At 71.3% G+C, this 21,276-nt stretch carries 18 protein-coding genes; 8 read left to right on the top strand and 10 right to left on the bottom strand.

All coding sequences use genetic code 11. The features are described from left to right. Window positions 1-43: 43 nt before the first annotated feature. Together N4G70_RS00090 and N4G70_RS00085 are read right to left on the bottom strand one after the other, a co-directional pair. Complete coding sequence (locus N4G70_RS00090; protein ID WP_261710264.1) at window positions 44-739, bottom strand: HAD family hydrolase; 696 nt, start codon at window positions 737-739, stop codon at window positions 44-46. Window positions 740-817: 78 nt separating this feature from the next. Then, window positions 818-1,324: a DUF6912 family protein gene (locus N4G70_RS00085; RefSeq protein WP_261710263.1), complete on the bottom strand. Its 507-nt coding sequence runs from the start codon at window positions 1,322-1,324 to the stop codon at window positions 818-820. A 279-nt stretch (window positions 1,325-1,603) separates the two neighbouring features. On the opposite strand from N4G70_RS00085, the gene N4G70_RS00080 reads away from it, so the two are divergent. Continuing rightward, on the top strand, window positions 1,604-2,011 hold the full coding sequence (locus tag N4G70_RS00080) for an Rv3235 family protein (RefSeq protein WP_261710262.1): 408 nt from the start codon (window positions 1,604-1,606) through the stop codon (window positions 2,009-2,011). Window positions 2,012-2,141: 130 nt separating this feature from the next. Here N4G70_RS00080 and secA read toward each other — a convergent pair whose 3' ends face one another. Then, window positions 2,142-4,967: a preprotein translocase subunit SecA gene (gene secA / locus N4G70_RS00075; protein ID WP_261710261.1), complete on the bottom strand. Its 2,826-nt coding sequence runs from the start codon at window positions 4,965-4,967 to the stop codon at window positions 2,142-2,144. Between the two features lie 197 nt (window positions 4,968-5,164). Here secA and N4G70_RS00070 point away from each other — a divergent pair, with 197 nt between their 5' ends. Both N4G70_RS00070 and N4G70_RS00065 read left to right on the top strand, forming a co-directional pair. Further along, on the top strand, window positions 5,165-5,737 hold the full coding sequence (locus N4G70_RS00070) for a GNAT family N-acetyltransferase (protein WP_261710260.1): 573 nt from the start codon (window positions 5,165-5,167) through the stop codon (window positions 5,735-5,737). Between the two features lie 60 nt (window positions 5,738-5,797). Beyond that, window positions 5,798-6,964, top strand: coding sequence for a winged helix-turn-helix domain-containing protein (locus N4G70_RS00065; RefSeq protein WP_261710259.1), 1,167 nt, complete (start codon window positions 5,798-5,800; stop codon window positions 6,962-6,964). On the opposite strand, the gene N4G70_RS00060 is transcribed toward N4G70_RS00065, so the two are convergent. The 7 genes from N4G70_RS00060 to mtnA all read right to left on the bottom strand — a co-directional run bounded on the left by N4G70_RS00060 (window position 6,957) and on the right by mtnA (window position 15,612). Then, window positions 6,957-7,712 carry a response regulator transcription factor gene (locus tag N4G70_RS00060; protein ID WP_261710258.1) on the bottom strand — a complete coding sequence of 252 codons (756 nt, stop codon included), beginning with the start codon at window positions 7,710-7,712 and terminating at the stop codon, window positions 6,957-6,959. The two genes, N4G70_RS00065 and N4G70_RS00060, sit on opposite strands and share 8 nt — an antisense overlap. A gap of 249 nt (window positions 7,713-7,961) precedes the next feature. Then, the gene (hpf, locus tag N4G70_RS00055) at window positions 7,962-8,651 is read right to left on the bottom strand and encodes a ribosome hibernation-promoting factor, HPF/YfiA family (protein ID WP_120723077.1); all 690 of its coding nucleotides are present in this window, start codon (window positions 8,649-8,651) and stop codon (window positions 7,962-7,964) included. Window positions 8,652-8,964: 313 nt separating this feature from the next. After that, on the bottom strand, window positions 8,965-9,798 hold the full coding sequence (locus N4G70_RS00050; RefSeq protein ID WP_261710257.1) for a ComF family protein: 834 nt from the start codon (window positions 9,796-9,798) through the stop codon (window positions 8,965-8,967). A 69-nt stretch (window positions 9,799-9,867) separates the two neighbouring features. Continuing rightward, window positions 9,868-11,775: an LpqB family beta-propeller domain-containing protein gene (locus N4G70_RS00045; RefSeq protein ID WP_399033535.1), complete on the bottom strand. Its 1,908-nt coding sequence runs from the start codon at window positions 11,773-11,775 to the stop codon at window positions 9,868-9,870. Then, window positions 11,765-13,768 carry an MtrAB system histidine kinase MtrB gene (gene mtrB, locus N4G70_RS00040; RefSeq protein WP_261710256.1) on the bottom strand — a complete coding sequence of 668 codons (2,004 nt, stop codon included), beginning with the start codon at window positions 13,766-13,768 and terminating at the stop codon, window positions 11,765-11,767. Before mtrB ends, N4G70_RS00045 begins: the two co-directional genes overlap by 11 nt. Before the next feature lies 1 nt (window position 13,769). After that, window positions 13,770-14,459 (bottom strand): two-component system response regulator MtrA, encoded by a 690-nt coding sequence (gene mtrA, locus N4G70_RS00035; RefSeq protein ID WP_189389435.1) that lies wholly within the window; start codon window positions 14,457-14,459, stop codon window positions 13,770-13,772. Window positions 14,460-14,463: 4 nt separating this feature from the next. Next, entirely contained in the window at window positions 14,464-15,612 is a 1,149-nt protein-coding gene (gene mtnA, locus N4G70_RS00030; RefSeq protein WP_261710255.1) for an S-methyl-5-thioribose-1-phosphate isomerase, read from the bottom strand. A gap of 164 nt (window positions 15,613-15,776) precedes the next feature. Here mtnA and N4G70_RS00025 point away from each other — a divergent pair, with 164 nt between their 5' ends. From N4G70_RS00025 to N4G70_RS00005, 5 genes are read left to right on the top strand one after another with little or no spacing between them, the layout of a single operon-like run. Then, window positions 15,777-17,021 (top strand): glycerophosphoryl diester phosphodiesterase membrane domain-containing protein, encoded by a 1,245-nt coding sequence (locus N4G70_RS00025; protein ID WP_261710254.1) that lies wholly within the window; start codon window positions 15,777-15,779, stop codon window positions 17,019-17,021. Between the two features lie 4 nt (window positions 17,022-17,025). After that, window positions 17,026-17,715: a DUF4129 domain-containing protein gene (locus N4G70_RS00020; protein WP_261710253.1), complete on the top strand. Its 690-nt coding sequence runs from the start codon at window positions 17,026-17,028 to the stop codon at window positions 17,713-17,715. Beyond that, window positions 17,712-18,899, top strand: a complete 1,188-nt coding sequence (locus tag N4G70_RS00015) for a DUF4350 domain-containing protein (protein WP_261710252.1) — start codon at window positions 17,712-17,714, stop codon at window positions 18,897-18,899. The genes N4G70_RS00020 and N4G70_RS00015 overlap by 4 nt, the downstream gene beginning before the upstream one ends. Further along, complete coding sequence (locus N4G70_RS00010; RefSeq protein WP_261710251.1) at window positions 18,896-19,879, top strand: MoxR family ATPase; 984 nt, start codon at window positions 18,896-18,898, stop codon at window positions 19,877-19,879. The genes N4G70_RS00015 and N4G70_RS00010 overlap by 4 nt, the downstream gene beginning before the upstream one ends. Window positions 19,880-19,888: 9 nt before the next feature. After that, on the top strand, window positions 19,889-21,199 hold the full coding sequence (locus N4G70_RS00005) for a DUF58 domain-containing protein (RefSeq protein WP_261710250.1): 1,311 nt from the start codon (window positions 19,889-19,891) through the stop codon (window positions 21,197-21,199). The last annotated feature ends 77 nt before the right edge of the window (window positions 21,200-21,276 follow it).

The raw sequence follows: 21,276 nt of genomic DNA, 5'->3' as shown, positions 1-21,276 counted from the left end.
GGGGCCCGAGCAGCGCCCCGGGTGCCCGCGGGGACGGCGCCGGTCAGCTCACCAGTTCCTCGGCCACCGCGACGGCCTCGGCGAGCGAGTCGACGACGGGCACGCCCGCCGCGGCGAGGCTGGTGCGGCTGTGGGAGCCGCCGGTGAACAGCACCGCCCGGGCTCCGACCGCCGCCGCGGCCACCGCGTCGTCGACCGCGTCCCCGATCACCACGATCCGCTCGCCGGATATCTCCGGGTCCGCCGCCCGCAGCGCGGTCAGGTGGCGGACCATGTGTTCCGCCTTGCTGCCGTGCGAGGGCCCGGTGCGCCCGTCGACCCGTACGAAGTGCTCGGTGATGCCGTGCCGCCGCACGATCGGGACCAGGTGTTCGTGCGGCGCCATGGAGAGCAGCGACTGGCTGTGCCCGGCCGTCCAGCGGGCCGCGAGGAGTTCGGCCGCGCCTTCGGTGAGCCCGCACGCGTCCGCCCGCGCCCAGTACTGCTGGTGGAAGGCCGCGTCCATGAGCAGCCATTCGGCGTCGGTGGGCAGCCGGCCCATGAGGCGCTGGTAGAAGAGGGGGATCGGCACGCAGTACAGATCGCGGTACCGCTCCAGGGTGATCGCCGGCAGGCCCAGCTCGGCGAAGGCGGCGTTGGTCGCCTCGATGACCGCCGCGATGTCGTCGAGCAGTGTGCCGTTCCAGTCCCAGACGAGATGCGCCGGGCGCTTCCCCGTGTCCTGCCTGCCGTTCCCCATGCCCAAAAGGTACCCACCCCCACTGACAATCGACCACGCCCGGGCGTATGGGCCGGTCGCAGGGGTGGGCCGGGGGGCTCAGGCGATCAGGTTGGGGATCTCCTGCACGCCGAACCAGAGCAGTTCGTGGTCCTCGGCGCCGTCCACGACGAACTGGGCGTCGTCGTCGCCGTGGTCGGCCGCGCCGAGCGCGTCGGCCGCGGCCGTCACATCGGCGAGCGCGTCCTCGGCGTCCACGTGCACGGCCGCCGCCCTGGTCAGCGCCACCGTGGAGGCGATCTTGACCTCGCCCAGCGAACTCGCGTCCAGGGCGCTGTCCGGGTCGGCGCTCACCAGGGTGTCCGGCACGTCCACGGCCACCACCACACGGCGCCTCGCGGAGCCGGGGTCACCGGCGAGCAGCCGCAGCGAGGCGGCCGCGGCACGGCTCAGCGCCGCGTACTCCAGCTCTTCGATGTCGTCGGAGACGTACCACTCGCGCAGTCCGGGCGTGACCGCGTACGCGGTGAGCGGGCCGGGGCCGAGCTCTCCCGCGCCGTGTGCCGTGGCGAGACCGGAGATGGTCAGGGGTACGTAGGCGCGCATGTGTGACCGCTCTCTTCTCGTCGTCCCATCCGTCAATGAGACGCGTTCAGGATACGCGCGGGAGTCCCCCTTCGAGCTGCCGGTACCCGCTCGGCGCCGGGCGGTACTCACCCTCTTCAAGGCGGCCCCCACCTGCGAAGACGGACGGCCCGCTCATCCGGATAGGTGAATCGGTGTGCCGCCTCGGCACCCCTGGTCCGGTCCTTGCGGCCGCTGTCGCCGCCCCCGTACAAGATCCCCAACGAAAGTTACCCTCTGGTATCGAAGGAGGCGGCGGCCATGAGCGGGACCATGACAGGACCGGCGGGACGCGGCGACCAGCGCAGGCCCGGCAGCACCGGACCCCGGCGGCCCCGGCGACTGGCCCCGCACGAGCTGTTCGCGCAGAAGCTGTTGGCCGTCCTCAGCGGGGAGCGTCCCGTGCACTGGATGCTGGGCCTGACGGTCGGGGACGCCTACGAGCAGTTGGTGCGGCTCGCCCCGCGCACCCCTTTCCGCACCCGGGGCGTCCGTCCCGTCGTACGGTCCTGCCGCGCGACCCCACCGGCCCAGGGGATCGTCGAGGCGGCCGCCTGCATCGCCGCGGGTGAGCAGGTGCGCGCCATGGCCTTCCGTCTGGAACGCGGCGCCGATCTGCGCTGGCGGTGTGCCGCGGTCGAGCTGGGCGGCGAGCGGGTCCCGGTATAAGCGGGTCCCGCTACAGGGGAGGGCCAGGCGGCCGCGGCTCGGCGAGGGGCCCGGCACAGCGGAGGGTCGACATGGCGAGGGGCCCGGCACCTTCCCGGTGCCGGGCCCCTCGACGACGTACGACCGACGGTTACTTCTTGCGGCGACGACCGCCCGTGGTCTTCTGCGCCTTGCGGCGCTCCGCGCGCGTCAGGCCGTCCGCCTCCGAGCGGGCCGGCTCGTCGTCCCCGTTGTCGAAGTCGCCCTCGACGACACCGCCCTCGCCGTCCACCGTCGGCGCCGAGAAGTGCAGGCGGTCCGGGCGCTGCGGAGCGTCCAGGCCCTTGGCCCGGATCTCCGGACGCGCGGCCGGGATGGTGTCCTCCTTGGTGAGCGAGGGGGCGTCGGCGGGCGCGGCGTCCGCGACCGGGACCTCCTCGACCTGCTGCTCGACCTGGACCTCCAGGTTGAACAGATAGCCGACCGACTCCTCCTTGATGCCCTCCATCATGGCGTTGAACATGTCGAAGCCCTCGCGCTGGTACTCGACCAGCGGGTCCTTCTGCGCCATGGCCCGCAGGCCGATGCCCTCCTGGAGGTAGTCCATCTCGTAGAGGTGCTCACGCCACTTGCGGTCCAGGACCGACAGGACCACCCGGCGCTCCAGCTCGCGCATGATGTCGGAGCCGAGCTGCTCCTCGCGGGCGGCGTACTGCTCGTAGATGTCGTCCTTGATGGACTCGGCGATGAACTCGGCGGTGATGCCCGCCCGGTCGCCCGCCGCGTCCTCCAGCTCCTCCACGGTGACCTTCACCGGGTAGAGCTGCCGGAAGGCGCCCCACAGCCGGTCCAGATCCCACTCCTCGGCGAAGCCCTCGACGGTCTCGGCCTGGATGTAGGCGTCGATCGTGTCGTCCATGAAGTGCCTGACCTGCTCGTGCAGATCCTCGCCCTCCAGGACGCGGCGGCGCTCGCCGTAGATGACCTCGCGCTGACGGTTGAGCACCTCGTCGTACTTCAGGACGTTCTTGCGCGTCTCGAAGTTCTGCTGCTCGACCTGCGACTGGGCGGACGCGATCGCGCGCGTCACCATCTTGTTCTCGATCGGCACGTCGTCCGGCACGTTCGCCATCGACATGACGCGCTCGACCATCTGGGCCTTGAACAGGCGCATCAGGTCGTCGCCGAGCGACAGGTAGAAGCGGGACTCACCAGGGTCGCCCTGACGTCCCGAGCGACCGCGCAGCTGGTTGTCGATACGCCGCGACTCGTGCCGCTCGGTGCCGAGCACGTACAGGCCGCCGAGCTCCTTGACCTCTTCGAACTCGGCCTTGACGGCCAGCTCGGCCTTCTCCAGGGCGGCGGGCAGCGCCGCGGCCCACTCCTCGACGTGCTCGACCGGGTCGAGACCCGCCTGGCGCAGCTCGGCCTCGGCGAGGTCGTCCGGGTTGCCGCCGAGCTTGATGTCGGTGCCTCGTCCGGCCATGTTGGTGGCGACGGTGACGGCGCCCTTGCGACCGGCCTGGGCGACGATCGTCGCCTCCCGGTCGTGCTGCTTGGCGTTGAGCACCTCGTGCTGGATGCCCCGCTTGGAGAGCTGCTGCGAGAGGTACTCGGACTTCTCGACCGAGGTGGTGCCGACCAGGATCGGCTGGCCCTTCTCGTGCTTCTCGGCGATGTCGTCGACGACCGCGTCGAACTTGGCGACCTCGGTGCGGTAGATCAGGTCCGACTGGTCCTTGCGGACCATGGGCTTGTTCGTCGGGATCGGCACGACGCCCAGCTTGTAGATCTGGTGGAACTCGGCGGCCTCGGTCATCGCCGTACCGGTCATGCCGGAGAGCTTGTCGTAGAGGCGGAAGAAGTTCTGGAGGGTGATCGTGGCGAGGGTCTGGTTCTCGTCCTTGATGTCCACCTCTTCCTTCGCCTCGATCGCCTGGTGCATGCCCTCGTTGTAGCGGCGGCCGGCGAGGATACGGCCGGTGTGCTCGTCGACGATCATGACTTCGCCGTCGATGACGACGTAGTCCTTGTCCTTCTTGAACAGTTCCTTCGCCTTGATGGCGTTGTTCAGGTAACCCACGAGCGGGGTGTTCACCGACTCGTAGAGGTTGTCGATGCCCAGCCAGTCCTCGACCTTGGCGACGCCCGGCTCGTGGATGGCGACGGTGCGCTTCTTCTCGTCGACCTCGTAGTCGCCGGTCTCCTCGATGCCCTTGAGCGGGTTGCCCGGCTCGCCCTTGGTCAGGCGGGTGACCAGCTTGGCGAAGTCGCCGTACCACTTGGTGGCCTGGTCGGCGGGGCCGGAGATGATCAGCGGCGTACGGGCCTCGTCGACGAGGATCGAGTCGACCTCGTCGACGATCGCGAAGTTGTGGCCGCGCTGGACGAGCTCGTCCTGGGCCCACGCCATGTTGTCGCGCAGGTAGTCGAAGCCGAACTCGTTGTTCGTGCCGTACGTGATGTCGCAGTTGTACTGGGCACGGCGCTCGGCGGGCGACATGTTGGCGAGGATGCAGCCGACCTCGAGACCGAGGAACTTGTGCACCCGGCCCATCATCTCGGAGTCGCGCTCGGCCAGGTAGTCGTTGACCGTGATCAGGTGCACGCCCTTGCCGGACAGCGCGTTCAGATAGGCGGGCAGCGTGCCGACGAGGGTCTTGCCCTCACCGGTCTTCATCTCGGCGACGTAACCGAGGTGCAGGGCCGCGCCGCCCATCATCTGGACGTCGTAATGGCGCTGGCCGAGGACGCGCTTGGCGGCCTCGCGCACGGTCGCGAAGGCTTCGGGGAGCAGGTCGTCCAGGCTCTCGCCGCCCGCGTACCGCTCCTTGTACTCGTCGGTGAGGGCACGCAGCTCGGCGTCGGAGAGGTTGACGAAGTCCTCTTCGATGGAGTTGACCTGGTCCGCGATGCGGTGCAGCTTGCGCAGGATCTTGCCTTCGCCTGCACGCATGATCTTTGAGAGGACGGACACGGGGGTTGGTCTCCTTGCCGGTCGGGCCTGGCGCGGTCGAGTGGCTATGGGTGTGGATACAGCAACGGTCATCGTATGCGAGGACCCGGCCGCGCCGGGAGGTCTGCTGTCACGACAACGGACGGGACTGTCCGAAGGTGCCGGGGAGGCGGCGAAATGAGGTGGGCGCCGTGGCCGCGGCCCCGCAGAATCGGGCGATGGAACCCGTGACGCTGACCACCGAACGCCTGCTCCTGCGCCCCGTGGGACCCGAGGACGCCGACGCCGTCCACGCCGCGTGCCAGGACCCCGACATCCAGCGCTGGACCACCGTCCCCTCGCCCTATCTGCGCGAGCACGCGGAGAGCTTCACCTCGTCCCAGGCGCCCGACGCCTGGCGCGACGACAGCGGCTACACCTTCGCGGTACTTCCTGCCGACGGCACGACCCTCGTCGCGATGCTCAGCGTCACGAGACGCGGACCTGGCCTCGCGGAGCTGGGCTTCTGGACGGCCAAGGAGCACCGGGGCCGCGGCTACATGGTGGAGGCGGCGACCAGGGCGGCCCGCTGGGCCTTCGAGGCGGCCTCCGTGGACCGGCTGGAATGGCGGGCCGAGGTGGGCAACGAGGCGTCCCGCGCCGTCGCCCTGAAGCTGGGCTTCGTCATGGAGGGCACCCTGCGCTCGGCGACCGTGCACCAGGGCGTCCGCAGGGACGGCTGGGTGGGCGCCCTGCTCCCCTCGGACCTGGGCCTGCCCGGCGTCCTGCCCTACCTTCCCGCGCGGGTCTGACCTCGCGCGCGGGGAAGATCTCCGGCCGCGTTGTCAGTGGCGGCCACTATCGTGCGGAGCATGACGAGTTCCCCGCCTCCCGCCGCCGAACTGTCCGCCGACGAGGCCCGCCGCATAGCCCTGCGCGCCCAGGGATTCCTCGGCGCGGCCGACCGCCGGGGCGGGGTGCGCGGGGTGCTGCGCCACTTGGGCGCGGTCCAGCTCGACACCATCTCGGTGCTGGCCCGCTCGCACGAACTCGTCCCCTACGCCCGCCTCGGAGCGGTCGGGCGCGAGGCCGTCGAGGAGGCGTACTGGGGCGGTGGCCACTCCTTCGAGTACTGGTCGCACGCGGCCTGTGTGCTGCCCGTGGAGGAGTGGCCGCACTTCGCGTTCCGCCGCCGCGCCTACCGCTCGCGGCCGCACTGGGGCCACGAACTGCCGGACGGCGCCTATGAGCAGGTGATCAAGCAGCTCCGCGCCGAAGGCCCGCTCACGGCAACGGACTTGGGCGGCGCCAAGAACAAGGGCGAGTGGTGGGACTGGTCGGCGTCGAAGGTCGCCGTCGAGCGGGCGCTGATGTACGGCGAGGTGGTGTGTACGGAACGGCGCGGCTGGAAGCGGGTCTACGACCTGGCGGAGCGAGCCATTCCGGACGCGCTGCTCCACGACGACCTGGCCGACGACGAGTGCCTGCGCCGCCTGGTGCGGCTCGCCGGGCAGTCCCTCGGCGTGGGCACCCGTGCGGACATCGCGGACTACCACCGCCTCAAGGGCGAGCAGTTCGACGCGGTGGTCGCCGACTCGGGCCTGGTGCCGGTCACCGTCCAGGGCTGGTCGAAGCCCGCCTGGGCGGATCCCCTCGCGCTGGCCACCGAGTCGCGCGGCCGCCACCGCACCACCCTGCTGTCCCCGTTCGACTCGCTGGTCTGGGACCGCGCCCGCACCGAGCGCATCTTCGGCTTCGCCCACCGCCTGGAGGCGTACGTCCCCAAACCCAAGCGGATTCACGGGTACTTCGCGATGCCGCTGCTCTCCGGCGGGCGGCTGCTCGGCCGCGTGGACCCGGCGCGCGAGGGCCGCACCCTGGTCGCCAAGCAGGTCTCGCTGGGCTCGCCGAAGGCCGTCCGGCCCATGGCCCAGGCCTTGTTGGAGGCGGCGTCATGGGTGGGCTGCGACGCCGTACGCGTCGAGCGGGCCGGGACACCGCAGGAGGCGGCGGCGCTCACCGAGGCGCTGGCTACCTGATCTCCAGGATCTTCTCGCGCATCGCGTAGACCACCGCTTCCATCCTGGAGTGGAGCTGGAGCTTCTCCAGGATGTTGCGCACATGGTTCTTCACGGTGTTCTCGGAGATGAACAACTGCTTCGCGATGTCACGGTTGTTCATCCCCGTGGCGACCAGCTTGAGTACCTCCAGCTCACGGTCGGTGAGCCGGGGCGCCGGCACCAGACGGCGCTCGTCGGTGCGCTGGATCATCGACTTGAACTCGGTGAGCAGCTTGGAAGCCATCGAGGGGCTGATCTGCGACTGTCCGTCGGCCACCGCGCGGATCGCGGTCGCCACCTCGTCGGTGGAGATCTCCTTGAGGAGGTAGCCGGTCGCGCCCGCCTTGATCGCGTCGTAGAGGTCGGCCTCCTCATCGCTGATCGTGAGCATGATGATCTTCGCGCTGGGGGCCACCTCCTTGATGGAGGTGCAGGCCTCGATGCCGCCGCGACGGGGCATCCTTACGTCCATCAGCACGATGTCCGGCAGCAGGTCGGCCGCCTTGTCCACCGCTTCCGCGCCGTCCCCGGCCTCGCCGACGACCTGGATGTCCTCCTCGGCGGCCAGCACGATCTCAAGACCCCGGCGAAAGAGCGCGTGGTCGTCCACCACCAGGACCCGGATCGGCTCCTTGCGGGAGTCCCCCCGATCCATGCCGCGCTCGTGGTCGCCGTTCGGGCTGTCGGCATAGGAACCGTCATGCACCGGCCCGAAGCTGTCCGCCATCGTTCCTCCCCCTGAAGGCCGTGGCCCGAGTTGGTGTTGCTGCACCAACCCCGCTCCAGGGAGCTGCGGTTGGCGTGCGACGCCATGATTTCATGCCTGGGCGACAGAAGGGTGTTCCCGTGGTGGCACGGTGGTGCCCCTGGGGGCGCACATGGGCTCCAGGGGCACCTTCACTCGTGGGTACGGAGCGCTGTTCCCATGCGTTCAGCGCGCCGGCCGACGAATTGTTCGTAGGCCTTCCGGGCGGTCTCAGCCGCCCAGCGCACCGCCCGCGCCGCTCGCGTCCTCACCGGAGAGCGGGTCGCTCTCCAGGCGGATGACGCCGTAGTCGTAGGCATGTCGCCGGTAGACGACGCTGGGGTGCTTGGTCTCCGAGTCGACGAACAGGTAGAAGTCGTGCCCGACCAGTTCCATCTCGTACAGCGCCTGGTCGAGCGTCATCGGGGCTGCGGTGTGTGTCTTCTCGCGCACCACCAGCGGTCCTTCGCCCTGCACTTCGAGCGAGCCGATCCTGGTGGTGGGAACGCGGTCCTCGTCCGAAGCGTCCACAGGCTTGCCGTTTCCGTTCAACTCCGCGACGCCCGGCACCACATCGACGACCTCGGCGGCCGACAGCCGGCCGTTGCCGCGGCGCGTGTAGCGCTTGTCGTGCTGCTTGCGCAGCCGGGCCTCCAGCTTGCCCGTCGCCAGGTCGAGCGCCGCGTACGGATCCGCCGCCGCCGCCTCCGCTCGGATGACCGGGCCTCGCGAGTGGAGGGTGATCTCCACCCGGTCCGAGCGGTCCGCCTGCCGCGGGTTGTGTTCCTTGGACACCTCGACGTCGAGGCTGATTACCTTGCCGTCGAGCTTCTGGATCTTCTCCAGCTTCAGCTTCTCGGCCACGTGCTTGCGGAACCGCTCGGGCACCTCGGTCTTGCGGCCCTTGACGACGATGTCCACGCAGAACTCCGTTCCCGGATCACTCCGCCTCTGGCGGAGCTGCTCCCTTTTGCACCAGACCCCGGTGAGTGCCGGGGCGTCGGACTCGGTGACGTATCACCTCCTCCTCCCCCGTCGAGAAGATCCCCACCCCACCGACTCGGGGGTAAGTAAAAACGCTCCGAAGCTCAGCCGTGCATTAAGTGAACGGGCTTTCGCCATTCCTCACAACCGAACATAGCTCTCTCGGCCGCTTGTCGGCACCCGCTACCCGCACGTACCTCCACTCGAGTGCTCCTGCCCTCTCACTACCTGCAACGATGCAGGTTCTCGGTCAGTTCCGGATTATTGCGAACGATTCCGGAGTGGCCGCGACAACGGCGGCCACCGGGCGCGGAACATCCCCGTCCCGCGCCACCGATCCGGTCCCCCGCCGGTCGAACCCGGCCCCTGCCCGGGGAAATCCTTGAATTTCCCCGGACGGGCCTCGAGCTTCTCCCGGGGCGTCCGTGTGACGACCGCCTACCCCAGCCGCACGGATCGCACGCGCCGCTTCCACCAGAGATGCGCCCGTGGTCATCAGATCGTCCACCACGACCACGTGACCGCCCGCCAGCAGCCTCGCACCGCCGCCCGCGACCACCAGAGCGCCGGAGAGGTTCGCGAGCCGCTGGGGGGCGCTCAGGCCCGCCTGGTCGGCGACGGTGCGCCGCTGGCGCAGGACCGCGGCCACCCGGGCGTCGGTCCCCGTCCGGCGCAGTTCGGCGGCGGCCGCCAGCGCCATGCGCCGGATCGCGTCATGCCCACGGGCCCGGACCGCACGCCGCGACGAGGGCACCGGGACCAGCAACAGCGGCCCCCGCACTCCGGAGGCAGAGCCCGCCGCGGCCCGCGCCGCGCCCGCCAGCGCCTGACCGAGCACTCCGGCGAGACCGAGGGCGCCCCGCTCTTTGTGGCCGAGCAGCACCGCGCGCACCGCGTCCTCATAGCGCGCGGCCGCGTACACCGGAGGCAGACCGGCAGGCGTCGGCACCGGGCGCACCCGGCGGGCGGGCGCACCGGTCAGCGCCGCCCGGCACCCCTCGCACAGCGCCGTGCGCTGCCTGCCGCAGCCGCCGCAGGCGGTCGGCAGCACAAGGCCGGAGAACTCCCGCCACCACCCCCGCATGGCCTCCACTGTGCCAAGGCGGCCGAGGGTCGGCCACCCCTGTGGACAACTCGTCCACAGGGGTGGCCACTAGCCCGGATAGGCGGGCGCCGAGCCCTTTTTGACGGCCGTCCGCCAGTTCGCGCCGGGCGGCAGCCGGACGATTCCGTCCTCCTGCGAATGCGCCACCAGCGGCATCCGGTCGTCGTCGGTGGCCGCGACATCGGTGACCTTGTTGACGCTCGGCAGTGTGCCGGCGGCCGAGGTGGACCCGTCCGTCTGCACGTACCGCAACTGCTGGGAGACCCCGCCGGTCTCCTTGCCGACGACCACGAGCCGGCTGCGGCCGGCCCAGGACACGGCCGTCACGTCCTCCATCTGCGGGGCCCCGGGCCGCAGTTCGACGACCGAGACCACGCTCTTGTCGCCCTCCCCGCTGCGCTCGACCCGGCCGATCCTCAGCGTCGTACGGCTGCCGTCGGACACCAGCAGGGCGGCGCGCACGCCGTCCGCCGACATCCGCACCTGCTGGACGCGTGCGCCGTTGAGGCCGGCGACGTCGACCGTCTGCGGCTCCCCCTGGCCCCGCACCAGACGCAGCAGCCTCGGCTTGGCCACGTCGCGGTCGGCCACCCACAGGTCGCCCCGCCCGTCCCAGCTGGGCGCCGAGAGGCCGCCGTCCTTGGCGTTCCGGTCGTCGCTGGTCACCGGCGTACGCACCAGGGCGCTCCCGGAGGCGAGCGGGGCCACGAACAGCGACCTGCCGTCCGGTGACACCCCGGCCGCGCGCTTCTCGTCCCGCGACACCGCGACGGTACGCACCTGCTGCTCGCCCTTGCCGAACGGGCCCTGCACCGGCTCCGTCATCACCGAGGCGTCCGAACCGTCGGAGCTGTCGGAGCCGTCCGAGGAGGTTCCCGAGCCGCCCGCGTCGGGCCGCATCCGCTCCACGTGGCCGTTCGCGTCCACGAAGTACTGGCCGGGACTGGTCGACATCCGGTCGGGCGCGTACGTCTCCGCCTGGTCGCCGCTGAGCACACACAGCTGGGAGCCGTTGGAGCGGTCGAGTTCCACCTGGCCGATCCGCGTGGTCGTCAAGTCCCGCAGGGTGAACAGGAGTTGGGCCGCCATGCGCTTGCACTGCGCCTCGTCGGCGTTGGAGGCCCGGTCGTTCAGCGGCACCTTCAGGGCGTTGCGGTCATCCAGAGCGAGCGTCTTGGTGTCGCCCTTCAGCGCCGTGCCCGAGGGAAACTTCGACGCGACCACCGGTTCCAGCCAGCTGGTGGGGCCGTCCAGGACCGACTGCACCGTCTGCGCGACGAGGTTCATCTGCGTCTCGGGGTCCGTGCGCTGGCGCATGTACACCGGGTCGGCGACGAGGCGGTCCTGCCCCGCCGCGAAGTAGTACTTGTTCACGGAGCGGTAGATGCGCTGGAAGTCGGACTGCCCGAGCAGCAGCCCCTCCGGCAGCGCGTCGATGCGCCACTCCCGGCCCGTTCCGTCGGCGCCGCTCTGGCGGACCAGGTGAATGGTCTGGGTGTAGTTCTCCTGCGGCGCGGCCGGCAGATAGGCGTGGTGCTTGTCGATGACGGCGACGCGTTTGCCGGAGACCGTGAAGGTGAAGCCGTTCGCGTCCGCGCCCCGGTCGGCGGACCGGGTGGGCTGCGGGTCGGGGCCGTCGGCGAGCACGGTGACCTCGGTCGCCCGCCAGTCGGTCGCGGCCTTCGGCGTCAGATATTGGCGGGCCATCGCGAACTGCGGATCGTCGCTGGTCATCGCCTCGAGGAAGCCCGAGACGATCTCGCTCGGCTCGGCTCCGGGCCGCGGCGGGACGGCGTACACCTGCACCTGCGAATCGGCCCGCTGGGACGCCGACACCGAGTGCACGTCGCCGCTGCTGGGCATGGACGCACAACCAGACACGAGCAGCGAGCCGCTGCCCAGCACGACCACCGACCCCAGCAGCTTGCCGCGGGCCCTCCCCCGGTCAGCGCCCACGGGCCGATCCCTCCTGGTCAGTCGTTTCGGCGAGCCGCTCCTGGCCGGCCGTACCGTCCCCGCGGCCGTTACCCGTCCGTGCGCCCGGCTCCGGGTCGCTGAGGCGTGCCACCACCCGGCCACCGCCGCCTCCGGGCAGCCCGGCGGGGCTCGCCCCCGGGCCCGAGGTGCGCGGGCGCACCGGGGCGGTGGGCGGCACGGGCAGCGTCGAGCGGTCCAGGCGGGGCGTCGGCACGGTGGACAGCCGGTTGCCCTGCGTCTGTGAGGACGCCGCCTCGGTCCTGGCCCGCTCCCGGGCGGCCCGTGAGTCCTCCGGCTCCAGCGGTATCGGCGATCCGCGCAGCGGCTCGTCGGCGGTACGCGGCAGGGTCAGCCGGAACTGGGACCCCCCGCCCGGCTCGCCCCAGGCCTGCAACCAGCCGCCGTGCAGGCGCGCGTCCTCGACGGCGATCGACAGACCGAGCCCGGTACCTCCGGTGGTGCGGGCGCGCGCCGGGTCGGCCCGCCAGAACCGGTTGAACACCCGCGTCGCCTCGCCCGGCTTGAGCCCGACGCCGTAGTCCCGCACGGCGACGGCGACGGCGCCGCCGGCCGCCGCGAGGCGCACCACCACGTCCCTGCCCTCACCGTGCTCGACGGCGTTGACGACCAGGTTGCGCAGCACCCGCTCGACGCGGCGCGCGTCGGCCTCGGCGACCACGGGCTGCTCGTCGCCCGCCACCCGTATCCGGGTGCCCTTGCGCTCGGCCAGCGGCTCGGCGCCCTCGATGACCCGGCGCACGACCTCGCGCAGATCTATCGGCTCGGCCTCCAGGGCGGCCGCGCCCGCATCGAACCGGCTGATCTCCAGGAGGTCGGCGAGCAGCGACTCGAAGCGGTCGAGCTGACCGGCGAGGAGCTCGGCCGAGCGGGCCGTGACCGGGTCGAAGTCGGCCCGCGCCTCATGGATGACATCGGCCGCCATCCGTACGGTCGTCAACGGGGTACGCAGCTCGTGCGAGACGTCGGAGACGAACCGCCGCTGCATCCGCGACAGCTCCTCCAGCTGGTTGATCTTGACCTGGAGGTTCTGCGCCATCTTGTTGAAGGCCTCGCCGAGCCGCGCGATGTCGTCCTCGCCGGTGACCTTCATGCGCTCTCTGAGCACGCCCGTGGAGAGCCGCTCGGCGACTCCGGCCGCCATCCGCACCGGCGTGACCACCTGCCGCACGACGAGCCAGGCGATCGCCCCGAGCAGCACGACGACGAACAGGCCCGCGGTCGCCAGCGTGGTCTTGACCAGGGTGAGCGACTTCTCCTCCTGCACCAGCGGGAAGAGGTAGTAGAGCTGGTAGGACTGCCCGTCGACGTCCTTGAGCCGGGTGCCCACGACGAGTCCGGGCTCGGCTTCCTGGCCGTCGGTGAACTTGATCGAGGTGTACGTCTTGAACGCGCCGACACCCGCGTCGACGTTGTCCCGCAGGCTCTGCGGAACGCTCGCGCGGGGGTCCACATAGCCGGAGGCGCGCGGGCCCCGGTTGCTGGAGGCCGAGTCCGAGTCGGAGGAGGCCGAGCCCAGGGCCACGACGTAGAACGCGCCCTGGCCGCTGCTCGCGAGCTGGGTCACCAGATCGTTGCGCCAGCTCACCGAGGAACCCGACCCCCGGCCGCCGGAGGCGCTGTCGTCGCCGGAGGAGACCGGGGAGCCGGCCTTGTCCTTGGCGACCGCGAACCCGCCCGCGGACTGGCTCTCGGCCGCCTTCTCCTTCGTTTCGAGCAGGCCGTTGCGCACCGCCCCGATGACCACGAAGCCGAGCAGCACGACCACACCCAGCGACATCAGCAAGGTGGCCGCGACCACCCGCAGCTGGATGTTGCGCCGCCACAGCCGTGCGGCGGGCAGCAGCGGACGCCGCAGCCAGCGCACGACGAGTCGCAGCACCGGACCGCCGGGCGCTCCGTCCTGGAGCAACCGGCCGCCCCAGGACGTCTTGCGCCCAGCTTCTTGGGTCATCTCAGCTCGGTCCTGCCTTGTAACCGACCCCGCGGACGGTCACCACGATCTCCGGCCGCTCGGGGTCCTTCTCGACCTTCGAGCGAAGCCGCTGGACATGGACGTTGACCAGGCGGGTGTCGGCCGCGTGGCGGTAGCCCCAGACCTGTTCCAGGAGTACTTCTCGAGTGAACACCTGCCACGGCTTCCGGGCGAGCGCGACCAACAGGTCGAACTCGAGCGGGGTCAGTGCGATCGACTGCCCGTCCCGCTTCACCGAGTGACCTGCCACGTCGATGACCAGATCGCCGATGGCGAGCTGCTCCGGCGCCGGCTCCTCGGACCGGCGCAGCCGGGCCCGGATCCGGGCGACCAGCTCCTTCGGCTTGAACGGCTTCACGATGTAGTCGTCGGCCCCCGACTCCAGGCCGACCACCACGTCCACGGTGTCGCTCTTGGCGGTGAGCATGACGATCGGCACACCCGACTCGGCCCTGATCAGCCTGCAGACCTCGATGCCGTCCCGTCCGGGCAGCATGAGATCGAGCAGCACCAGGTCGGGCTTGGCGTCACGGAATGCCGCCAGTGCCTTGTCGCCATCCGCTACGAACGACGGCTCAAAACCTTCTCCACGCAACACAATGCCGAGCATCTCGGCCAGTGCGGTGTCGTCGTCGACGACAAGGACGCGTCCCTTCATAAACGTCATCATCCCATTAGCTAATCGTTACCTGGCGTGACCTGGCACACAGCTCCCTCAGCCCGCCGCCTGTCACCGGGGACAGCACACCCTCCTCCGTGACGATCGCCGTGACCAGTTCCGGCGGTGTCACATCGAAGGCGGGGTTGTACGCCTGGGTCCCCAGCGGGGCCACGGAATGGCCGGAACCGGACCCCCAGCCACTGCCCGGAACCTGCGGCGCAGTGAACTCTGTCACCTCTTGGCCGGGCCGCTGTTCGACCTCGATCGAAGCGCCGTCGGGAGTCTCCAGATCCACGGTGGTGACGGGCGCGACCACGATGAACGGCACGTGGTGGTACTTGGCGAGCACGGCGAGCGGATAGCTGCCCACCTTGTTCGCCACCGAGCCGTCGGCCGCGATGCGGTCGGCGCCGATGAGGACGGCGTCCACCTCGCCCGCCGCGAACAGGGAGCCCGCCGCATTGTCGCTCAGCAAGCTGTACGCCATCCCACTGCCCGCCGCCTCGTACGCCGTCAGCCGCGCACCCTGGAGCAGCGGCCGCGTCTCGTCGACCCACAGGCGCCGCAGCCGGCCGGCCCGGTGCGCGGCCAGCGCGACCGCGAAGGCGGTGCCCTCGCCTCCGGAGACCAGACGGCCGGTGTTGCAGTGGGTGAGGACGCGATGGCTGCCGCCCGGCAGCAGTTCGTCGAGCAGCGCGAGCCCGTGCCGGGCCATCCTGGCGCTGGCCTCGGCGTCCGCCCGGTGCAGGGCCTTGGCGGCCCCCAGCGCCGCGGCCCCGGCCTCCGCGGGTCCTGCACCCTTCTCCGCCGCGGCCCGGTAGGCCCCGGCGGCCAGCCGCACCCCGTACCCGAGGTTGACCGCGGTGGGCCGGGCCTCCGCGAGCAGCGCCGCCGCCTCGTCCACGTCGTAGCCACGGGCCGCGGCCAGCGCCACCCCGTAGGCCCCGGCGATGCCGAGCAGCGGGGCGCCGCGTACCGCCAGCTTCTGGATGGCCAGCACCAGCCCCGGCACATCCGTGCAGACCAGCTCCACCTCCTCGGCGGGCAGCCGGGTCTGGTCCAGCAGGACCAGCACGGGCCCCTCCGGTGGCTCGTCCCAGCGCAACGACGGTATTCCCGAAGGACCGGGCCCCTTGGTGGTTCGCACGTCCTGATCAGCCATCCGCCCAGTCTGCCCCGTGAGCGGCGGACAAAAGAAGGTGCCGACGGGATACGGGGAGTACGGGGGCCGGTCCGTGGCCGGGATCCACGTGACACGATGGCAGCCAACCCGAATGAGCCGGCGCGCGCAGCCGGTTCCGCGACCAAGCCACGAGGTGGACGACCGTGAATGACTCCCCGGGCTGGGCCTCGCCCGGATCGGCCCCCTCCGACGGTGACAACTCCGGCACGCCCGCGGCACCGGAGCCCTCGGACCGGGCCCGTGCCACCTCCAAGTGGTCGCAGGAGCAGCCCCCGGCCGCCCAGTGGTCCTCGCCGGGCGCCGATCCGTCGCCCCCGCAGCAGACCCCGGGCTGGGGCACCCCGCCCCAGGGCCAGGGCTGGGGGCAGGTACCGGGGCAGCAGCCGCCGGGCGGCAACTGGAACCAGAACTACGGCCGTCCGCCCGCCGCCAAGCCGGGCGTCATCCCGCTGCGGCCGCTGGGCGTCGGAGAGATCCTCGACGGCGCGGTCTCCACCGCCCGTGCCCACTGGCGCACGGTCCTCGGCCTCACCCTGGTCGTCGCCGTGGTCTCGCAGATCGCCCAGATCCTGGCCACCCGCTTCATCCTGCCGGCGCCGACCGCGATCGACCCGGATGCCACCGGCAGCGAGGCCATCCGCCAGGCCTTCGACGCCATGCAGTCCAGCTTCGTCGACCTCGTTCCGCCCCTGATCATCGGGCAGTTGGCCACGCTGTTCACCACGGCCGTCCTGACCATCGTGGTCAGCCGCTCCGTGCTCGGCCGGCCGGTGACCCTGGGCGACGCCTGGGCCGAGGCCCGCCCGCGGTTGCTGAGCCTGCTCGGCCTGCTGGCCCTCCTGTTCGTCATGTGCGGCGGGATCGTCGCGCTCGGCGTGCTGCCCGGGGCGCTCCTCGGCGGGGCCGGCGGCGCCGCGCTGGCCGTGCTCGGCGGTCTGGCCACGTCGGTGGTCGCACTGTGGCTGTACGTCCGCTTCTGCCTTGCCGCACCGGCCCTGATGCTGGAACGGCAGAGCATCGTCCAGTCCCTGCGCCGCTCCGCGAAGCTCGTCAAGGGCTCCTGGTGGCGCATCCTGGGTGTCACCCTGCTGGCATCGGTCCTGGTCGCCATCGTCTCGATGATCATCATGATGCCGTTCACCTTCGGCGCGGCCGCGGCGGACGGCAACACCCTGAGCAACCTCCTCGACGGAACCGCCACCGATTTCAGCTGGACCTACCTGATCATCTCGGGCGTGGGGGCCGTCATCGGGTCCGCGATCACCTACCCCATCGTGGCCGGCGTCAGCGTCCTGCTCTATATCGACCAGCGGATCCGCCGTGAGGCACTCGACATGGAACTCGCCCGCGCCGCAGGCATTCCCGGCTACGAAACGTCCGGGAGCTGATGCAGTGTCAGAAGCGGGGGGCTTCATCGCGACACACGTACTGACCGGCGCATCCGGCACGCCTCCGGTGGACATCGGACGCGATCTCGCACGCGAGGCGGCCCGGCGCGAACTGTCCGACCCGGCGTACCACCAGCACGACCCGAGTCTCCTCCAGCGCGCCCTCGACACGTTCTGGGACTGGGTCGGGGGACTCTTCGACTCGGCATCCGGGGCCACGCCAGGGGGCCCGCTCGGCCTGATCATGCTGGCCGTCGTCGTGATCTGCCTGGTCGCCGCCCTGTGGTGGCGACTCGGCACCCCGCAGCGGGCCATCTCCTCGGGCGGCACCGTCTTCGACGATCGCCCCCGCAGCGCCGCCGAACACCGCACCGCGGCCGAGGCACATGCCAACGCCCTCCGCTGGAACGCGGCCGTCCAGGAACAAATGCGCGCCATCGTCCGCTCGCTCGAAGAACGCGCCCTCCTCGACCCGCGCCCCGGGCGGACCGCCGACGAGGCCGCCGCCGAAGCGGGCCGCCCCCTGCCCGGCCACGCCGTCCGACTCCGCGCCGCGGCCCGGGCGTTCGACGACGTCACATACGGCGGCCGCACCGCCGACGAGGCGGCATACATACGGCTGCGCGACCTCGACCGGGACCTCCGCGCCGCAAAGCCCGCGCTGAACGACGCGGCCCAGGGGGTCAGCGCATGACCGCCACCGCGACCGCTCCCACCTCCACCTCGGCCACCGCCCGCCAGCTGTGGACCCGGACCCGCGGACTGGTCCTCACGCTCGTCATCCTCATAGCGGCCGGCGTCGTGCTCGCCGCACTGCACACCACCGACTCCCAGCACGGCAGCCTCGATCCGCGCTCCGCCGACCAGAACGGCACCCGGGCCGTCGCCCAGCTCCTCACCTCCCAGGGCGTCGCGACCCGCGTGGTCACCACCCTCGACGAGGCGACGACCGCCGCCGGCCCCGACACCACCCTCCTGATCACGGTCCCCGACCTCCTGACCGAGGGTCAGCAGCGCCAACTGCGCACCGCCACCGCCGAATCCGGCGGCCGTACGATCCTCATCGCCCCCGACGCGCCTTCGCTCGACATCCTCGCCCCCGGCGTCCACGCCGAAAGCTCCGCCGCCGTCAAGCCGCGCGACCCCGGCTGCACCCAGCCCGCCGCGACCCGTGCGGGCCGCGCGAACACCGGAGGCATCCGCTACTCGGCCCCCGACGAGCGCAGCGACGGCTGCTACCCGGCCGCCGGCCTCCCCACCGTGCTCCGCATCCCGGAGCACGGTCGGGGCGACACCGTCCTGCTCGGCGCCCCGGACCTCCTCGTCAACCACCACCTCGACGAAGAGGGCAACGCCTCCCTCGCCCTGCACCTGCTCGGCACTCGCCCCCATCTGGTCTGGTACCTCCCCTCGCTGGGTGACGCGTCCGCCACCGACGGCGGCAAACGCTCGTTCTTCGACCTGATCCCGTCCGGATGGCTCTGGGCCACCCTCCAACTCGCCGTCGCCGCCGCACTGGCCGCCATCTGGCGCGCCCGCCGACTCGGCCCGCTCGTCACCGAGCGACTTCCCGTCGCCGTCCGCGCCTCCGAGACGACCGAGGGCCGCGCCCGCCTCTACCGCAAGGCCAACGCCCGCGACCGCGCGGCCCAAACCCTCCGCTCCGCCGCCCGCACCCGACTGGCTCCCCTGCTCGGCGTGGCCGCCTCGGCGGCACACTCCCCCGAGATCCTCGTCCCGGCCGTCTCCGCCCGGCTCCCCGCGACCGGCCGCGACCCCCTTTCCCTTCTCTTCGGCCCAACCCCGGCCGATGACACCGCACTTGTCCGCCTCGCGGACGAACTGGACGCCCTCGAACGAGAGGTACGCACTTCATGAGCGACCGCACCCCGGAGACCACCGCGACCCCGGACGACGCCCGCGCTTCCCTCGAAGCCCTGCGCGCCGAGATCGCCAAGGCCGTCGTCGGCCAGGACTCCGTCGTCACCGGCCTTGTTGTCGCCCTCCTGTGCCGCGGCCATGTGCTGCTCGAAGGCGTACCGGGCGTTGCCAAGACCCTCCTGGTGCGCGCCTTGGCCGCCTCCCTCCAACTCGACACCAAGCGTGTCCAGTTCACCCCCGACCTGATGCCGAGCGACGTGACCGGCTCGCTCATCTACGACGCCCGTACGGCAGAGTTCTCCTTCCAGCCCGGCCCGGTGTTCACCAATCTGCTGCTCGCGGACGAGATCAACCGGACCCCGCCCAAGACCCAGTCGTCCCTGCTCGAAGCCATGGAGGAACGTCAGGTCACGGTCGACGGCACGCCACGCCTCCTGCCCGACCCGTTCCTGGTGGCCGCAACCCAGAACCCCGTCGAGTACGAAGGCACGTACCCCCTGCCCGAGGCCCAACTCGACCGCTTTCTACTGAAGTTGACGGTCCCGCTGCCCTCGCGCCAGGACGAGATAGACGTCCTGGCCCGGCACGCGAACGGCTTCAACCCCCGCGACCTGAAGGGGGCGGGACTGCGCCCCGTGGCCGGCCCCGGGGACCTCCAAGCCGCCCGCGCCGCCGTCGCCAAGACCTCGGTCTCACCCGAGATCACCGGCTATGTCGTCGATATCTGTCGTGCCACGCGTGAATCCCCCTCGCTCAGCCTCGGGGTCTCCCCGCGAGGCGCCACCGCCCTGCTCTCCACGGCCCGGGCCTGGGCCTGGCTCACCGGCCGGGACTACGTCATCCCGGACGATGTCAAAGCCCTGGCACTCCCCACACTTCGCCACCGAATCCAACTGCGCCCCGAAGCCGAGATGGAGGGCGTCACCGCCGACTCCGTCATCACTTCCGTTCTCGCCCACGTCCCCGTGCCCCGCTGAGGCGACCCCATGGCCCTCACCGGACGCTCCGCACTCCTTGCCGCCCTCGGCTCCATCCCGGTCGGTGTCTTCGCCCCGGGCTGGGCCGGCATGCTCGCGGTCAACGCTCCCCTTGCACTCGCAATTCTGTGCGACTACGCCTGCGCCGCGCCAGTGCGAAAGCTCCAGTTCACTCGAAGTGGTGACACATCAGTTCGACTGGGTGACGCGGCCTCAGTCGCCCTCACCATCACCAACCCATCCAACCGCCGTCTCCGCGCCGAGCTCAGGGACGCCTGGCCCCCCAGCAGCTGGTCGTCCGACGCCGAACAGGCCGCCTCGCGGCACCCGTTGACGATCCCGGCCGGAGAACGAAGCCGCGTGACCACCCCCCTGCGTCCGAAGCGCCGCGGCGACCGCCAGGCGGACCGCGTCACGGTCCGGTCGTACGGCCCCCTCGGCCTGGCCGCCCGCCAGGGCAGCCACCAGGTCCCCTGGTCCGTACGCGTCCTGCCGCCGTTCACCAGCCGCAAGCACCTGCCGTCCCGCCTGGCCCGCCTTCGCGAACTCGACGGCCGCACCAGCGTGTTGACCCGAGGCGAGGGCACCGAATTCGACAGCCTTCGCGAGTACGTTCCCGGCGATGACACCCGGTCCATCGACTGGCGGGCCACCGCGCGCCAGAGCAACGTCGCCGTACGCACCTGGCGACCAGAACGAGACCGGCATGTCCTCATCGTCCTCGACACGGGCCGCACCGCGGCCGGCCGCGTCGGTGACATGCCGCGCCTCGACGCGGCCATGGACGCCGGACTCCTCCTCGCGGCCCTCGCCTCCCGAGCCGGCGACCGAGTCGACCTCCTCGCATACGACCGACGCGTACGAGCCCAGGTCCAGGGCCGAGCCGCAGGCGAACTCCTGCCGGCACTGGTCAACGCGATGGCCCCGCTCGAAGCGTCCCTGATCGAAACGGACGCCCGCGGCCTCAGCGCCGCGGCCCTCACCCACGCTCCCCGCCGCTCGCTCATCGTCCTGCTCACGAGCCTGGACACCGCGGCGGTCGAAGAGGGCCTGCTCCCCGTACTGCCCCAACTCACCCAACGCCATACGGTCCTGGTGGCAGCGGTGGCCGATCCACACATCAAGCAAATGGCCGCCTCGCGAGGCGACGTCGAGGCGGTGTACGCGTCCGCCGCAGCCGCCCAGACGCAGGAACAGCGCCGTCGCACGGCCGAGAAGCTGATGCGCCACGGCGTCACCGTGGTGGACGCGACCCCTGAAGAACTGGCGCCCGCCCTGGCCGACGCCTATCTGGACCTGAAAGCGGCCGGCCGCCTGTAGCGCACAGGAAAAGCGGAGGTGGGGGCAAGGGAAACGGGGTGCCCCCACCCCAAAAACAACTCGCCAATACTCCCGGA

It is taken from the genome of Streptomyces sp. ASQP_92 (assembly GCF_025399895.1).
In the GTDB taxonomy this organism is placed as follows: domain Bacteria; phylum Actinomycetota; class Actinomycetes; order Streptomycetales; family Streptomycetaceae; genus Streptomyces.
Note: the sequence above shows the minus strand (reverse complement) of the source record. Positions and strands in the feature narration are given on the sequence as shown.

Bases quoted from the DNA above. Each gene is read 5' to 3' on its own strand.
- N4G70_RS00090 (WP_261710264.1), bottom strand. From the start codon at position 739: ATGGGGAACGGCAGGCAGGACACGGGGAAGCGCCCGGCGCATCTCGTC.
- N4G70_RS00085 (WP_261710263.1), bottom strand. From the start codon at position 1,324: ATGCGCGCCTACGTACCCCTGACCATCTCCGGTCTCGCCACGGCACAC.
- N4G70_RS00080 (WP_261710262.1), top strand. From the start codon at position 1,604: ATGAGCGGGACCATGACAGGACCGGCGGGACGCGGCGACCAGCGCAGG.
- N4G70_RS00070 (WP_261710260.1), top strand. From the start codon at position 5,165: ATGGAACCCGTGACGCTGACCACCGAACGCCTGCTCCTGCGCCCCGTG.
- N4G70_RS00065 (WP_261710259.1), top strand. From the start codon at position 5,798: ATGACGAGTTCCCCGCCTCCCGCCGCCGAACTGTCCGCCGACGAGGCC.
- N4G70_RS00060 (WP_261710258.1), bottom strand. From the start codon at position 7,712: ATGGCGGACAGCTTCGGGCCGGTGCATGACGGTTCCTATGCCGACAGC.
- N4G70_RS00050 (WP_261710257.1), bottom strand. From the start codon at position 9,798: ATGCGGGGGTGGTGGCGGGAGTTCTCCGGCCTTGTGCTGCCGACCGCC.
- mtrB (WP_261710256.1), bottom strand. From the start codon at position 13,768: ATGACCCAAGAAGCTGGGCGCAAGACGTCCTGGGGCGGCCGGTTGCTC.
- mtrA (WP_189389435.1), bottom strand. From the start codon at position 14,459: ATGATGACGTTTATGAAGGGACGCGTCCTTGTCGTCGACGACGACACC.
- mtnA (WP_261710255.1), bottom strand. From the start codon at position 15,612: ATGGCTGATCAGGACGTGCGAACCACCAAGGGGCCCGGTCCTTCGGGA.
- N4G70_RS00015 (WP_261710252.1), top strand. From the start codon at position 17,712: ATGACCGCCACCGCGACCGCTCCCACCTCCACCTCGGCCACCGCCCGC.
- N4G70_RS00010 (WP_261710251.1), top strand. From the start codon at position 18,896: ATGAGCGACCGCACCCCGGAGACCACCGCGACCCCGGACGACGCCCGC.
- N4G70_RS00005 (WP_261710250.1), top strand. From the start codon at position 19,889: ATGGCCCTCACCGGACGCTCCGCACTCCTTGCCGCCCTCGGCTCCATC.